The sequence below is a fragment of the Mucilaginibacter paludis DSM 18603 genome (assembly GCF_000166195.2).
Lineage (GTDB): Bacteria > Bacteroidota > Bacteroidia > Sphingobacteriales > Sphingobacteriaceae > Mucilaginibacter > Mucilaginibacter paludis.
The window spans coordinates 7,238,529-7,253,873 of sequence record NZ_CM001403.1; the positions used below are offsets into that span (position 1 = coordinate 7,238,529).

13 protein-coding genes are annotated in these 15,345 nt (G+C 43.9%); 12 read left to right on the forward strand and 1 reads right to left on the reverse strand.

Annotated elements, in window-relative coordinates; all coding sequences use genetic code 11:
- Positions 1–29: 29 nt before the first annotated feature.
- From MUCPA_RS30760 to MUCPA_RS30815, 12 genes are all read left to right on the forward strand, one after another.
- The gene (locus tag MUCPA_RS30760; RefSeq protein ID WP_008511852.1) at positions 30–500 is read left to right on the forward strand and encodes an ankyrin repeat domain-containing protein; all 471 of its coding nucleotides are present in this window, start codon (positions 30–32) and stop codon (positions 498–500) included.
- Between the two features lie 68 nt (positions 501–568).
- Positions 569–2,716 (forward strand): catalase, encoded by a 2,148-nt coding sequence (locus MUCPA_RS30765; protein WP_008511854.1) that lies wholly within the window; start codon positions 569–571, stop codon positions 2,714–2,716.
- Between the two features lie 203 nt (positions 2,717–2,919).
- Positions 2,920–3,402, forward strand: a complete 483-nt coding sequence (locus MUCPA_RS36545) for a hypothetical protein (RefSeq protein ID WP_008511855.1) — start codon at positions 2,920–2,922, stop codon at positions 3,400–3,402.
- Between the two features lie 2 nt (positions 3,403–3,404).
- Positions 3,405–4,040 (forward strand): DUF4291 domain-containing protein, encoded by a 636-nt coding sequence (locus MUCPA_RS30775; protein WP_008511857.1) that lies wholly within the window; start codon positions 3,405–3,407, stop codon positions 4,038–4,040.
- Positions 4,041–4,291: 251 nt separating this feature from the next.
- The gene (locus MUCPA_RS30780) at positions 4,292–5,530 is read left to right on the forward strand and encodes an IS4 family transposase (RefSeq protein ID WP_008503844.1); all 1,239 of its coding nucleotides are present in this window, start codon (positions 4,292–4,294) and stop codon (positions 5,528–5,530) included.
- A gap of 365 nt (positions 5,531–5,895) precedes the next feature.
- Positions 5,896–6,546: a FadR/GntR family transcriptional regulator gene (locus MUCPA_RS30785; protein ID WP_008511859.1), complete on the forward strand. Its 651-nt coding sequence runs from the start codon at positions 5,896–5,898 to the stop codon at positions 6,544–6,546.
- Between the two features lie 4 nt (positions 6,547–6,550).
- The gene (locus MUCPA_RS30790) at positions 6,551–7,384 is read left to right on the forward strand and encodes a sulfite exporter TauE/SafE family protein (RefSeq protein ID WP_008511861.1); all 834 of its coding nucleotides are present in this window, start codon (positions 6,551–6,553) and stop codon (positions 7,382–7,384) included.
- A 14-nt stretch (positions 7,385–7,398) separates the two neighbouring features.
- The gene (locus MUCPA_RS30795; RefSeq protein WP_008511863.1) at positions 7,399–7,800 is read left to right on the forward strand and encodes a DUF1634 domain-containing protein; all 402 of its coding nucleotides are present in this window, start codon (positions 7,399–7,401) and stop codon (positions 7,798–7,800) included.
- Positions 7,801–7,897: 97 nt separating this feature from the next.
- Positions 7,898–8,128, forward strand: coding sequence for a DUF433 domain-containing protein (locus tag MUCPA_RS30800; RefSeq protein ID WP_008511865.1), 231 nt, complete (start codon positions 7,898–7,900; stop codon positions 8,126–8,128).
- Positions 8,129–8,648: 520 nt separating this feature from the next.
- Positions 8,649–8,948: an ArsR/SmtB family transcription factor gene (locus tag MUCPA_RS30805; protein WP_008511867.1), complete on the forward strand. Its 300-nt coding sequence runs from the start codon at positions 8,649–8,651 to the stop codon at positions 8,946–8,948.
- Between the two features lie 17 nt (positions 8,949–8,965).
- Positions 8,966–10,072, forward strand: a complete 1,107-nt coding sequence (locus MUCPA_RS30810; protein WP_008511868.1) for an NADH:flavin oxidoreductase — start codon at positions 8,966–8,968, stop codon at positions 10,070–10,072.
- Between the two features lie 429 nt (positions 10,073–10,501).
- Complete coding sequence (locus MUCPA_RS30815; protein WP_008511870.1) at positions 10,502–14,155, forward strand: CheR family methyltransferase; 3,654 nt, start codon at positions 10,502–10,504, stop codon at positions 14,153–14,155.
- Here MUCPA_RS30815 and MUCPA_RS30820 read toward each other — a convergent pair.
- Positions 14,136–15,344: an MFS transporter gene (locus tag MUCPA_RS30820; RefSeq protein WP_008511872.1), complete on the reverse strand. Its 1,209-nt coding sequence runs from the start codon at positions 15,342–15,344 to the stop codon at positions 14,136–14,138. The two genes, MUCPA_RS30815 and MUCPA_RS30820, sit on opposite strands and share 20 nt — an antisense overlap.
- Position 15,345: the final 1 nt, after the last annotated feature.

Below are 15,345 nucleotides of genomic sequence, written 5' to 3' on the forward strand. Positions count from 1 at the left end.
TTGGCGTTTTATGAATAAAAAAAACCACTATGATACCCATCAATAATTTATTGATACCTGCCGCCCGTAAAGGTGAATTAGCCGTTTTAGCAGAGCTGATACGCCAGGGGGCCGATCTGGAAACCCGCGACGAAAAAGGCTATACCGCTTTAATTATTGCCTGTTATAACAACCAGTATGCCGCTGCCGAGTTGCTCTTAAAGGCTGGCGCCGATGTAAACGGAGCGGATAGCGGCGGCAATACCGCATTGATGGGCGTAGCGTTTAAAGGCTATCCGGATATTGCGGAGCTGTTGATATCCTTTGGTGCCGACCTGGATTTGCAGCATGGCAACGGTGGTACAGCGCTGATGTTTGCCGCCATGTTTGGCCGTAACGAAATGGTTAAGCTTTTATTGGCAAAAGGTGCCGATAAAAATATTTTGAATAGGGGAGGCCAGTCTGTAATGGATATGGCAAGATTGCAGGGCAACGATGAAGCGCTACAATTGTTAGTTTAATATTTGTCATAAAACGAAACAATATTGCTTTAATTGAGTTTTGAATACATTACTCAATTCTACCTATAATGGCAAAAAAAAATAATAACCCCCAAAATTTGAATAAGAAACTCGACGATCTTGCTCCAGACAGAGAGCATAGCGCGAACGAGTTCTTGACGACAGACCAAGGCCTGCGAATCAATGATGATACAAACTCACTTAAAGCCGGTGAGCGTGGAGCCACGTTACTTGAAGATTTTATCCTGAGGGAAAAGATTACCCATTTTGATCATGAACGTATTCCTGAAAGAATCGTTCACGCGCGGGGCTCAGGTGCTCATGGTGTTTTCCAGGTGTATGAGTCGATGGCTAAATACACCAAGGCGGGTTTTCTGCAAGATCCGTCGGTGCAAACACCCGTGTTTGTTCGTTTTTCAACGGTAGCCGGTTTTAGGGGCTCTACCGATTTAGCCCGGGATGTCCGCGGTTTTGCCGTTAAGTTTTATACCGAAGAAGGCAACTTTGATTTTGTGGGCAATAACATACCGGTGTTTTTTATCCAGGATGCCATTAAATTTCCGGATCTTATCCACGCGGTAAAGCCCGAACCCCATAACGAAATTCCGCAGGCTGCCAGTGCTCACGATACTTTCTGGGATTTTATATCCCTTACGCCCGAATCCATGCACATGATTATGTGGGCCATGTCCGACAGGGCGCTACCCCGCAGTTTACGCATGATGGAAGGTTTCGGGATCCATACTTTCCGTTTTATCAATGCCGAAGGCAAATCCTGCTTTGTTAAGTTTCACTGGAAGCCGCTGTTAGGCATGCACGCTGTTGCCTGGGACGAAGCGCAGAAAATCTCCGGAAAAAATTCGGATTTTCACCGCCAGGATCTTTGGGAAGCCATCGAAAGCGGCGCTTTCCCCGAATGGGAGTTTGGCGTACAGATTATACCCGAAGAAGATGAACACAAATACCCCTTTGATTTGCTCGACCCAACTAAACTGATACCAGAAGAATTGGTGCCGGTGATGCGTATAGGCAAAATGACACTTAACCGCAACGTAGATAACTTTTTTGCCGAAACTGAGCAGGTAGCATTCCATCCCGGCCATTTGGTGCCCGGAATTGATTTTACTAACGATCCTTTATTGCAGGGCCGTTTATTCTCCTATACCGATACCCAGCTATCCCGCTTAGGTAGCCCTAATTTTCATGAAATTCCGATCAACCGCTCTATCAACCCAATACACAATAACCAGCGCGACGGCCATATGCGCCAGCAGATCAATGTTGGCAAATCAAGTTATCATCCTAACACAGTAGGTGCAGGTTTTCCGCAACAGGCCCGCATAGCCGAAGGCGGTTTTACATCTTACGAAGAAAGAATTGATGCCCGTAAAGTGCGCGCACGCAGCAAGAGCTTTATGGACTTTTTTAGCCAGGCAACACTGTTTTTTAATAGCCAGTCTGAGCCGGAGCAAAATCATATCATCGATGCTTTGCGTTTTGAACTGGGTAAATTAGAAACCGTTGCCATCCGCGAAAGAATTGTCGGCATGTTGGCTAAGGTAAGTACGGTATTAGCGGCAAAAGTAGCCGAGGGCTTAGGTATGGCAGTGCCAGAGGTTAAAGAACCACTAAACCATAATTATGGTGCAGATGCTAACCCGGCAGATTACCAGGATCAGCCTAAAAAGCAAATCGACAAATCGCCGGCGCTAAGCATGGCTAACTCGCCTAAGGATACCATCAAAACCCGTCAGATAGCTATTTTAGCAGCCGATGGTGTAGATGGAGCCTCTTTGAAAACCATGAAGGAAGCCCTGCTTGCCCATGGTGCTCAATGTAAGCTGATTGCTCCGCATGGTGGTGCCATCAAAGATGCCAAGGGCAGTGTATTACCTGTTGATATGAGCTTTTTAACTGCCGCATCCGTTGTATTTGATGCTGTTTACGTGCCAGCTGGCGCCAAAGGCTTGTTAGATAACGCTGATGCCATTCACTTTATTAACGAAAGCTACCGTCACTGCAAAGCTATCGCAGCCGATGGAGATGGTGTCGATCTGATTAACGAAACTTATGTAGGCCCTAAGCTTAAAAAAGGCAAAGGTGATGCCACAGCCGGTGTAATTATTGGCAAAGGCGATCTGTCAAAAGATTTTATACATGCTATAGCCCAACATCGTTTCTGGGAGCGTGAAAAGAAAGATAAAGTTCCGGCTTAAGAATATTCATTCATTCAAGTCAGTCGGAAAGGACTGACTTTTTTTGTACCCCAGCAGGGCGCATCTGCTATTTGATGAAAGTCACTATGGGCAAGGTGAGGGGCGTTAGTCCAGAGGTAAGGGTGTTCACAGAAGATGAATCTGAAAAGAGCACGGTTTAATGTTTCTGCTTGTAATTGTCAATAATTGTTTATATTGTATTAATGACAATAGAAATAATGCTGGACTACTTTAGTCTGGAAGGTGTGATAAATACCGAAACTATAACTGCAATTCGGAAAGATGGTGCCTTACGAAAGAATTTGATTTATTATTTAAGGCAGAATCCCAACCGGAAATTAGCGTTGACCTTGCTAAATGAGTTTATAATTCTGAGGAAATCGCCCCAAGAAATGGTGCCCGTTGAGAATTTAATGTTTGCTTGTTATATTTTAGGTATACATCAACAAATTGAAGATAGCCTGAAGATTTGGGAAGCTAAGAATGTAGACTTTGATACTTATTGTGGTTTAGATATCCAGTTAATTGCCTTTGCCGGTTTGGAAAAAACTATTGCATTTTTAAAAAGCGAGGCGGGTGTTGAATCAGATAAAGCGTTGGCATATATCACCGCGTGCGCGGCGGGCGGAGACCTGGACGATTTGGATACCTATTTTTCTGTTGAAATACTGCCTTGGTTTATATGAATATGTCCCTCCATTTATATAAACAAAGTTTAACCCTGCTACCTCAAAATGGGCAACACATCCTGGCCCATCAAACCGGAAATGATATGGTTGTTTACCAGGCCTATAAACCTGGTATTGCAAAATTCGCTGTCGACAATCAATTTTTGGGTGGCCCCGATTTTAGCTTCACGCGGATGTCGTGGATTAAGCCCAATTTTTTGTGGATGATGTATCGATGTGGTTGGGCCGAAAAGGAAAACCAGGAACGTGTTTTAGCGATCTGGATTGCTCAAAAGGATTTCGAGGAGATTCTTCGTCAGGCGGTTTTCTCATCCTTTAACCCGCAATACTATCGCGATCACGATCATTGGAAAAATGAATTGAGCTTAAAAGAGGTCCGTCTACAGTGGGACCCGGATCATGACCCCTATGGCAATAAAGTTGAACGCCGGGCAATACAGCTTGGCTTAAAAGGAGAAATGCTTCGGTTTTTTAGTAGTAAAATTAAAAGCATTGAGGATATTACAGATTTTGTAAACCAACAAAAAAACCTGCTTGATCACCATGGTTTAGATGAATTAGAGGTGCCGGTAGAAACAATCTTCAAAACTTCCGACCCAATACTTAACAAACAAATAGGTATCACTACCGTTTAGTCAAGCTGTTCACGCGAGAGTTGCAGAGTTCGTCGCGCGCGGAAATACACCCCTACAGCTGCAAGCCAAACCCACTCCCCTCAAGATAATAGAAAGATAAAATCGATCATTATCAATTAAATATGAAAGGCAAGCGGTGGCCTGTGCGATTCCCCTCTCGAGAGCATAGCCGTCAACTTTAGAAAAAAAAGGGATAAAATTTTTTTAGAGCAAGAATCGGAACTGCAAAATTGCAGTCATTATTCGAGCGAATGAGTTCGGAACTATTTGAACCAACGGTGTTAGATGGCCTGGCCCGTAAAACAGAGGCTATACAACGCAAACGAAAAGTGGGAGGCAAGGAACTATTGGATATGGCGTTATTTGATGGAGATCAATCGTTTAACGGCATGAGTATGCAGTTAATGCGGAGGGATGGGCTTGATATTTCGAAGCAGGCATTGCATCAAAGACATCACAGCAATATGACAAAGTTTGTACAAGCCGTTTTTGAGCAATTAATAGCAGTTGAGTTACCGCAAGAGCAAACACAGGGCTTGGAGATCCGTATCAAAGATTCTACCCGTTTCGCGTTGCCGGAAGTTATTGCAGAGACATTCCCCGGAACAAAAGGAAGTGGGATGAAAGCGGGAGCATCTGTACAATTTGAATTTGAAATCAAAAGTGGTAAAAGCGATATCAAAGTAACTCCGGCCAACGCAAATGACCAGGGTGAGAGTCATCTGGACAAGGCATCAATTCAGCCGGGGGTATTATATATGAGAGATCTGGGTTACACTCACTTGAGTTATATGAACAATATTAACAAAGTCAAAGCTTTCTTTATTAATAAATTATGTCCGAAAACAACGATTTATCTATTAAAGGACGACCAATACCAAAAGTTAGAGTTGTCGAAACTACAAGGCATAACCGGCGTATTTGATCAACAGGTATATATCGGAGCTGATAAGATGCCGGTAAGGATAATAATAGAACCGGTAAGTGAAGAGCTCAAGGCAAGGCGGATAGCCAATACTGAAAAGTACAATAAAAAGAAAGGCAGTACCACCAGTAAGGGATTCAAAGAGCGGGCAGGGTTTAACTTTATTGTTACCAACCTGGTGAGCGAAAAATATAGCGCTGAATTGATCCAAAAGTTATATCACCTGCGATGGCAGATAGAATTGGTTTTTAAAGCATGGAAGTCGTTTTTAAAGATACACACGTTCCCCAAAGGAAGTTCGGATCGTATAACCAGTATATTATACAGTAAGTTGATCTGGGCAGTTTTGAGTTGGAAAATATGCATGGCTATCGGTAAGATAGGTCAAATTAGTGTTTTAAAGGTGCATCGACTAATCGCTTCTACGAAAGAAGAATTGCGAGCGCAGCTTTTAGGGATATGCTCAAAGTGGTTAGCTCTGTTGGAGAAATTAAACTTAAAGCACCTTTCAAAAGAGCACAGAAAACATAGGTTAAAAATAGAAGAAATTGTAATAAGTATTTGATTATTAGATATTTAAATACTATATTTAGATAGTTAAACAAAAATAAGAAAGGCGGGGCCATCTAAACCTCCCCGCCTTAAAAAACGAAAAATATGAGAGTAAAAATACATAGGTTTGCCCATGCGGGCAAACCGCGCCTAAAAATTAAATAACTGAAAATCAATTATGTATGAGTACAGTCGCTTAAATTGACGGCTATGCTCTCGAGAGGGGCGGAGGGGTGTGTCCTATGCAAGCGATTGTCAAGCACAGCCTGAGCGCTTATCCATATACCAATGTCATGTCAATGTAAAGACCTTTTATTTCTAAATTAAACATCTGATGTTTAAAAACAACATCGTATGTTTGTAGCGTAATTAAAGCTCATGAAAAAGGAAAAACTTTCGGATATAGTAGCTGCCAGGATAAGGCAGGATATCAAAGAAAATAAGTACAAGGCAGGGGATAAGATACCCGCCGAGCCCGAGCTGATGAAAATTTACACAGTTGGGCGATCATCCGTAAGGGAGGCTATCAAAAGTCTGGCTATGGCTGGTGTTCTGCAGGTAAAGCAGGGCGACGGTACTTACATTAATGAGCAAGCCGATCAACTCCCCATGGAGCAGCGTTTAAAAAATGCAAGCTTTGACGAAATTAACGCCGTGCGCAGGCTACTGGAACAGGAAATTGTAAAACTGGCCGCAGAGCTTCACACACCCGGCGACGCAACCGAAATGGAAAAACAATTGGCCGTGCGTAAGCAGGCTATATTGGCAGAAGACAGGGCAGCCTGCGCTAACGCCGATATTGCTTTCCATATGGCTATAGCCGTAGCATCTGGCAATAGTGTGCTTGCGGGCTTATATCAAAATTTTACGCAAACTATCCGCTCGTTTTTTTCGCAACGCGAGCAGCAGGGAATCTCCCATTTTGCGATGAGCCATCACCTGCACGAAGACCTTTTGAAAGCGATACTCGCCCGTAAGACAAAACAGGCCGTCGAAATTATCACCACTATTTTGAACAATAATTATTAACATCATGACTATCATTACATTCACTCTACTATTACTTGCAGGCGCCTACCTGGCCGGCTTAGTAGGCTCGCTCACCGGCTTAGGCGGCGGCGTAGTTATTATCCCTTTGCTAACATTGGTTTTTCACGTTGATATCCGGTATGCCATCGGCGCTGCCCTGCTCGCTTCTATCGCCAACTCATCAGGCGCTGCCAGCGCTTATGTAAAGGAGGGTATCACCAACATCAGGCTGGGCATGTTTCTTGAAATTGCAACTACGGTAGGCGCGGTTGTAGGCGCGCTGATAGCGGTGTATACACCTACCAATACCATTGCCATCTTATTCGGCAGTATCCTGCTTTTTTCGGCAGCTATGACACTCCGTAAAAAGAACCAGGAAGCTTTGCTGGTGGGCAGCCCCGCTGCAAACAAGCTTAAGCTCAATAGTACCTACCCCACTAAAGATGGCGAAGTAAGTTATCATTTAAAAAATGTTGGTGCCGGTTTTTCGATCATGACACTGGCGGGCGTATTTTCCGGACTGTTGGGCATCGGGTCCGGCGCGCTTAAAGTGCTGGCCATGGATTCAACCATGCACATCCCGTTTAAAGTGAGCACAACCACCAGTAATTTTATGATAGGTGTAACCGCCGCGGCCAGCGCAGTTGTTTACCTGCAAAGGGGATATATGGATGCGGGTATTGCATTTCCGGTAGTGCTGGGTGTATTAGGCGGTGCATTTACCGGCTCAAAACTTTTACCACGGATAGATGCCCGCATACTAAAATATATCTTCTGCACGGCTATCGCCTTTGTTGCTGTCGAGATGATTTACAATGGCTACAATCATAAATTTTAATCAGTATTAATACGATGAAAACCAACAATTCAAAAAAACACCTGGCCGATCATGATATTGAGCAATTTATCGGCCTCCAACTGCGCTGGGGCGTACTGCTCTCCAGCTTTATTGTACTGGCCGGAGGTATACTGTACCTGGTACAGTCGGGCAGTTTGCCACTACCACATTACCAGCTGTTCATCGGCGAAAAAGCAGGCTTCACAACAGGGCGCCAAATATGGGCCGGCCTGATGGATCTGAAGGCTAAAGGCATTATCGAGCTCGGCGTTATGGTGCTGATTGCTACACCCATACTGCGGATATTTTTCTCCTTAATCGGTTTTATTTTAGAAAAAGACCGGCTTTACATCGGCATTACGTTAATCGTGTTATTGGTAATGATGTTCAGCATATTTGGCGGTTTAAAAGTTTGATGTTAATACTTATAAGGCGGTGCAGAAATAAGCTTTGGAGAAACATGAAATTTAATTATAACTTGTATTTTTGATAAAGGTAAACGAGGGATATATCATGAAGAATTTACAACGTATTACACTTGACCCTGCTGTTATGGGAGGTAAACCTTGTATCAGGGGATTAAGAATGACGGTTGGTACAGTAATTGGTTTATTAGCTTCCGGATTGAGTACCGACGATATTTTAAAAATGTATCCCTATCTGCAACAGCAAGACATCACCGAGACTTTAGCTTATGCTGCCTGGCGCTCCGAAGAAATAGAGGTGCCACTTGCTATTGCATGAAAATATTTGATCGATATGAACTTATCCCCAGAATGGGTGAATGAGTTTAATCATAATAATATCCAAGCCGTTCATTGGGTCTTCTAAAGGAAAATTTCATGCCCCGGATCATATCCATATGGAGTGTACAAGGGAGAATAAGCCTATCGTGTTCACCCACAATCCTAACGTTTTAAACAAACACCAGTGCAAGGCTATTTTCATCATCAACATCCCAATAATCTTAATTTAGAGCATGATAGTATTGAGGTGTTCATCCAATGCTTTATTCATCACCGCTTTTTAAATCCTTTTTAAGCCAGTGTCGTGTAACGATAAAATGCCGGTTATCATTTTGGCAAAGTCATTAATACTTAACCGTGAATTCCGAATGAACTCCCGGCTCAAGACTCCCGGCTCAAGACTCAGAACTCCGGACTAAGTACTCTTCACTTAACATTAAATCCCGCTTCTTATCAACCGAATGTCATATCCTTTCTATTAATTGGTATATCGGGAAAAGTCGATATATCTTTGCTGTATGGATCAGGTAGAAATTTTCAAGGCGCTCTCCAATAAAACCAGGCTCCAGATTTTAAGCTGGCTTAAAAATCCGGAGTTGAATTTTCCGGAGCAGATGGCATCTGGCTTTGAACATGGTGTTTGCGTTGGCAGAATCTGCGATAAATCAGGGCTTACACAATCTACCGTGTCCGAATATTTAACAAGCTTGCAGCGGGCGGGCTTGGTATCTTCCACCCGTAAAGGCCAGTGGACCTACTATAAACGTAATGAGGAAGCGTTTGCAGCGCTTATTAAATTGATTGAAACAGAACTTTAATTAACTTATATAAAACGATGAATACTGATAGTTTATTTAAGCCATTTGCGCTAAAATCATTGAATATAAAAAACCGGATCGTTATGGCGCCCATGACGCGCTCCTTCTCTCCGGGAGGCATACCTACTGCAGATGTTGCTGCTTACTACCGTAAGCGCGCTGAAGGCGAGGTGGGCTTAATCTTATCTGAAGGAACGGTTATCGAGCGTGTTTCTTCTTCTAACGATTTTAACATTCCTCATTTTTATGGCGAAAAAGCATTAGCAGGCTGGCAAAACGTAATCAGCAGCGTGCACGACGCTGGCGGAAGCATGGGCCCACAAATTTGGCACATGGGTGTAATGAACAACCATCACTCAGGCTGGTTACCCGCTGAACCATTTGAGGGGCCGTCCGGTTTAAACAAGCCCGGCTTTAACAATGGCAAAACCATGACCGAAAGCGATATAGCTGATACCATTGCCGCGTTTGGCCGTGCCGCTGCCGATGCCAAACGTTTAGGTTTTGATTGTGTTGAAATTCACGGCGCACATGGTTACCTGGTTGACCAGTTTTTTTGGGATGGCACCAACGAGCGTACCGATATTTATGGCGGTAAAACCCTGGCCGAACGTAGCCGCTTTGCCACCGAGGTGATCAAAGAAGTCCGTAAACAGGTAGGGGATGATTTTGCTGTAATTATCCGCTTGTCGCAATGGAAACCTGCCGATTATACTTTACAAATGGCAAAAACGCCACAAGAAATGGAAGCTTGGTTAAACCCGCTGTCCGATGCCGGGGTAGATATTTTCCATTGCTCGCAGCGCCGTTTCTGGGAGCCGGAGTTTGATGGCTCTGACCTTAACTTTGCCGGATGGGCCAAAAAAATAACCGGTAAGGCAACCATAACCGTTGGCTCGGTAGGTTTAAACGGCGAGTTTTTAGCCGCCTTTGCAGGAGCAAGCTCCGAACCAAGTTCGCTCGACGAATTAATGCGCCGTTTTGATCGCGGAGATTTTGACCTGGTTGGTGTTGGACGGCCATTGTTATCAGATCCAAACTGGGTGAAAAAAATTCACGAAGGACGTACAGGCGAGTTAAAGGGCTTTACCAAAGCAGCCCTTGGCGAACTGGTGTTAGACTAATGTTTCGCCATAACCTATCGCCGGTTAGCCAAAGTTAATGGCAGTATCCAAATATTTTGGAGCTTCCGGCAATAGCGTTTATGCGGACACAATAAAAATATCTTAGCAAACAAAAAAGCATCCTCACGGGGGATGCTTTTTTGTTTGCTGCTTTACCCGTTTTTTATCAGCCATCAGGCTTTTCTAAGCACAAAGTGAATACGTTTATGCCTTGCCTAAACAACAAGGTATGTAAATTAGTTCCAATTTAATCCGCATTTTTTACACTCTCCCAAGATGCCGGAGGTTTATTTGCCGCGTAATAATGTTAATTAAATAAGTTACCTTTAAAAACATTAAAATAACTCCGTCCTAAAGTCGAATTACCGCTGTTTTTTTAATAATAATTAAGAGGCTTGCGTCTTAGTTTTTCATTTTTAAGCCGTTGCAATGATAAAAACTACGTCGCCAGCAGATGGTACAATATCTTCTATTCAATTCCCGGTGGTAGGGATCGGGGCTTCTGCCGGAGGATTGGAGGCGGTAAGGCAATTTTTGCAGGCCGTGCCCCAAAAATCAGGAATGGCTTATGTATTTGTGCAGCATTTAAGCCCTACGCATGAAAGTTTTTTGCCCGAAATCCTTCAGAAATCGGCAAAAATGCCAGTTCATCAAATTACAGATAATATCCATTTGGAGCCGGATAATTTATACATCATCCCAAGCAATAAAATAGTTACTGCTACTGATGGCGTGCTCAAACTTGTACCGCTGGATGATAAGCGCCACAAAGTAAAAATTATCGATCTTTTTTTTTCATCGCTGGCCGTAATCCACCAAAGCTACGCGGTAGGTATCGTTCTCTCGGGCTTGCTTAATGATGGTACGGTAGGTTTACAGGCTATCAAAGCATACGGTGGTATCACCTTTGCTCAAGATAAAGCCACAGCCGCTTTTGATGATATGCCTAAAAATGCCATCAGTACCGGGGCGGTGGACTTTGTATTGCCCCCGGCAGAAATTGCCAGGCATTTAATAGCCATTAACTACCCCTTTCATTCAAATGGCTCATCCTCAAAGCCGGATACCGACGAGGAGATTTTCAAACAGTTACTTACGTTGTTAAAGGTGCGTCGTGGTGTCGACTTTACCTTTTATAAAACCAGTACCCTCAAGCGGCGCATTATTCGCCGTATGGCACTTAACAGCATTGGCAAACCGGCAGATTATCTGCAATACCTGCGCGAAAACAAAACCGAGCAGGATGCTTTGTACAATGATATGCTTATTTCGGTTACCCACTTTTTTCGGGATAAGGATAGTTTTGATTTATTATGCACAACTATCTTTCCTGATCTGATAGCACATAAAACCGAAAATGAGGCAATTCGTATCTGGATAGCCGGTTGTGCTACCGGCGAAGAAGCTTATTCTATAGCTATTTGCCTGCAGGAGCTGATGGGAGATAAGGCAGCGGCCATCAAGATCCAGGTTTTTGCCACCGATATATCAGAAACCGCTATAGCTAAGGCAAGAGCTGGTATTTACAGGCCGATGGATTTGGAGGGATTGTCGGCATCGCGTTTGCAGCAGTTTTTTACCAAACAGCAGGGCAATTACCAGGTTGCCAAAACCATTCGCGATATGTGTGTATTTGCACATCATAACTTATTGACAGATCCTCCATTTTCAAAAATGGATGTGGTAAGCTGCCGCAATGTTTTGATCTATATGGAACCCGTATTGCAGAGAAAGGCGCTCACCACCTTTCATTATGCCTTAAGCGAGAACGGTTTTTTGATGTTAGGCAAATCTGAAAGCATCAACAACAGTACCGATTTGTTTACCACTTATGGTAGCAAGGAAAAGATTTTCAGCAAAAAAGGTGGGCGAGGGCGTTTTATGCAAGTTGCATCGCAGGGTAGTGAACAAAATTTCAAGGACATTGATAAAGGCGCACAAAGTAAAACCAACGAAAAAGACGCCTTTAAAATAGCGGATGAAATCATCCTGAAAAAATATACGCCGGCGGGAGTTTTAGTAAACGAGAGTTTCGACGTGACCCAGTTTCGCGGCAAAACAGATACCTGGCTCACGCTTGCTGCCGGCAGGGCAAGCCTCAACCTGTTTAAAATGGCCCGGGAAGGTTTAGCTTTTGAATTACGCAACTTGCTGCACATGGTTAAGCGGACCAATGAACAAGCTTGTAAAGAAAAGATATTATTTCAATTGGAAAGCAGGCAGTTATATGTGGATATAGAAGTAATTCCTTTAACTGGAGCAGCAACCCAGCACTTTCTTGTGCTGTTTAAAAACGGCAGAACAAGCAAGCCTGCTGTACCCTCCGTTGATGATATTGATTATCCGGAGATAGCTAATGATGGCAGGGATATCCGGATAGGGCAACTGGAAAAAGAATTACTGCAGGCCCGTGCCGATATGCTTACCATCACCGAAGAACAGGAAGCCGTATACGAAGAACTACAGGATGCCAACCAGGAACTGCTTTCGGGGAGCGAAGAGATGCAAACCATCAATGAGGAACTGGAAACATCAAAAGAAGAGCTGCAGAGTACTAACGAGGAAATCAATATTGTAAACAATGAATTGGTTGACCGTAATGCGCAATTGGATAGCGCGCGCACTTATACAGAAGGAATAATCAATACCATTGGCGACCCGCTCATTATTCTGGATAAGAATTTAAAGGTATTGAAGGCAACCAGCGGTTTTTATGCCAAATTTAAGGTAACCGAAAAAGAAACCGAGGGAAAGTATTTTTACGAGCTGGGTAACCAGCAATGGGATATTCCAGCACTGCGTGAACTATTGGAAGCCATTTTGCCTGAAAAGAAAGTAGTGGCTGAATACGAAGTGGCGCACCTGTTTCCGAATATTGGCCGCAAGGTAATGCGCCTCAATGCGCGCCAGCTTGAAAAAGTGAACGGTGAGCAAATGATCCTTTTATCTATTGATGATATTACTGACAAACGGAAAGTAGAAGATGGGCTTGCAGCGGTTGAGGTACTGTTTAAAGAAAGTAAAGAGAGGCTGAAGCTGGCCGTAGAAGCAGCAGGATTAGGGACATGGGATTATAACCCCTTAACCGGAGAGCTGATATGGGACAATCGTTGCCGTGAAATGTTCGGCCTGGTTGTAGCGGATGCCATCAGCTACGATAACTTTATGACATTGATTCACCCGGATGATAGGGAAGGGGTTCAAATAGCTTTGGCGCAAGCGTTAAAGGGTAAAAAAAATGGTGAATATAACCAGGAGTTCCGCACGGCGGAAACCCATTATAAAAAGATAAAATGGTTGAGCTTTAAAGGGAAGGCTTACCTGAATGCTGAGGGAGTGGCTTATCGTTTTGTGGGAACATCGCTGGATATTACCGTACAGAAGATACACGATGAGGCAACCGTAGCGCTGTTAAAACAAAAGGATGATTTTATGAGTATTGCCAGCCATGAGCTTAAAACTCCGATAACCACCTTGAAAGCCTCGTTGCAGTTACTGGATAAGATGAAGGATAACCCTTCGCCTAAAATGCTGCCTGTACTTATTGATGCGGCCAATAAAAGTATGGATAAAGTAAATAACCTGATTATGGACCTGCTTAATGTGAGCAAGTTAAACCAGGGGCAGCTCCATTTAAATAAAACCAAATTTGTTATAGCAACCCTGGTAGATGAATGTTGCCAGCATGTGCGGGCAGAAGGCCTTTATAAAGTGATGACAGCAGGCGACAGAACGCTCGAAGTGTTTGCCGATGAAGATCGTATTGAACAGATATTGATCAACTTTGTAAATAACGCCATCAAATATGCACCGGATTCCAAAGAAATTGTGATCAGTATTGAGAAGATAAAAAGTGGTGTGAAAGTTTCGGTAACGGATAAGGGGCCAGGTATTTCGGCCGACATGTTGCCGCACTTATTTGAGCGCTACTACCGGGTGAACAGTTCTGGCAGCCAGTATTCTGGCTTAGGGCTTGGGCTATATATCAGTTCAGAAATCATCAAAAAGCACGACGGTAAAATCGGTGTGGACAGCGAAATTGGAAAAGGGAGCTCATTTTGGTTCACTTTGCCGTTAAAGTAGCTGGCCTTCGCCGTATATAAATCATCATAGCCATTAAAGCGCCGCTAATCGCCATAACCATACAGAAAGGGAAGATGTATTGCATACCAAGGTGAGTGGCTATGGCGCCCACCAGGGGGCCGGTAATACCTAATGACATATCAGTAAATAAGCCGTAGTTACCCAATGCAGAGCCCTGGTTGGCAACAGGCAAGCGCTTAACAGCTTCAACCCCCAGTGCCGGAAAAACCAATGAAAAACCTAAGCCCGCAATGCCCGATCCGAGTAGTGCTACACCGGGTACGGGAGCTTGCCAAAGTACAAATAGGCCGGCTGCTTCCAGGCCAAGGCAGGCTATAGCCGTTTTCATGCCGCCGTAGATATCGATATAACGCGAAAATAAAACCCTGCCCAACACAAACAGGATGCTGAAAACTGATAGGCTCAATACCGCGCCCTGCCAGTTTAAAAACGAATAATATAGCGTGATAAAGGTTGAGATGGTACCAAAACCCAAGCCACCCAAAGCAAGGCAGATGCCATATGGCGATACTTTTTTAAGTACCTGTAAATACGATTGTCGCGGCGCGTTGTTGTGGCCACCAAGCGCTACTTTACTTTTGGCATAAATAAGCCCCAGAGCGCCCAAAAGAACGGTGAGTATAGCGATGCTGCCCATACCGAAAGCATTCTGTAAAATAACACCCAAAGGCGCCCCAACAGCTAAAGCACCATAACTGGCTACACCGTTAAAGGAGATAGCCTTGCTGGTATACTGGTTGCCAACGGCCAGCAAAGCCCAGTTAATAGGACTTGCGCCCACGAGCCCTTCTGAAAAACCCGTCATCAGCCGGGTGATGATTAGCAGCCCCAGGCTTAAAGCCGGGTTGCTTTTTAAACCATAAGCCATAAATAGCAAAATTCCGCTTAACATAAAGCCGAGCATGCCTAATAAAACAGCAGGTTTGGGCCCTTTTTTATCTACAATATTGCCTGCGTAGCTACGCGATAAAAAAGTAGTCAGGTATTGTAAGCTAATAACAATGCCGGCTACCATGGTACTATAACCCAGTTGGTGGTGGATGAAAATTGGCAAAACCGCCAGAGGCAAGCCAATGTTAAAATAACCTATAAATGTAAAAGCTACAAACCCAGCAATGGTTAACCGCACTTTGGATACTGGAATGCTGCTGATCGTATCTGCTTGCATC

Bases quoted from the DNA above. Each gene is read 5' to 3' on its own strand.
- MUCPA_RS30790 (WP_008511861.1), top strand. From the start codon at position 6,551: ATGACTATCATTACATTCACTCTACTATTACTTGCAGGCGCCTACCTG.
- MUCPA_RS30820 (WP_008511872.1), bottom strand. From the start codon at position 15,344: ATGCAAGCAGATACGATCAGCAGCATTCCAGTATCCAAAGTGCGGTTA.
- MUCPA_RS30810 (WP_008511868.1), top strand. From the start codon at position 8,966: ATGAATACTGATAGTTTATTTAAGCCATTTGCGCTAAAATCATTGAAT.
- MUCPA_RS30760 (WP_008511852.1), top strand. From the start codon at position 30: ATGATACCCATCAATAATTTATTGATACCTGCCGCCCGTAAAGGTGAA.
- MUCPA_RS30780 (WP_008503844.1), top strand. From the start codon at position 4,292: ATGAGTTCGGAACTATTTGAACCAACGGTGTTAGATGGCCTGGCCCGT.
- MUCPA_RS30800 (WP_008511865.1), top strand. From the start codon at position 7,898: ATGAAGAATTTACAACGTATTACACTTGACCCTGCTGTTATGGGAGGT.
- MUCPA_RS30815 (WP_008511870.1), top strand. From the start codon at position 10,502: ATGATAAAAACTACGTCGCCAGCAGATGGTACAATATCTTCTATTCAA.
- MUCPA_RS30795 (WP_008511863.1), top strand. From the start codon at position 7,399: ATGAAAACCAACAATTCAAAAAAACACCTGGCCGATCATGATATTGAG.
- MUCPA_RS30785 (WP_008511859.1), top strand. From the start codon at position 5,896: ATGAAAAAGGAAAAACTTTCGGATATAGTAGCTGCCAGGATAAGGCAG.
- MUCPA_RS30765 (WP_008511854.1), top strand. From the start codon at position 569: ATGGCAAAAAAAAATAATAACCCCCAAAATTTGAATAAGAAACTCGAC.
- MUCPA_RS30775 (WP_008511857.1), top strand. From the start codon at position 3,405: ATGTCCCTCCATTTATATAAACAAAGTTTAACCCTGCTACCTCAAAAT.
- MUCPA_RS30805 (WP_008511867.1), top strand. From the start codon at position 8,649: ATGGATCAGGTAGAAATTTTCAAGGCGCTCTCCAATAAAACCAGGCTC.
- MUCPA_RS36545 (WP_008511855.1), top strand. From the start codon at position 2,920: ATGACAATAGAAATAATGCTGGACTACTTTAGTCTGGAAGGTGTGATA.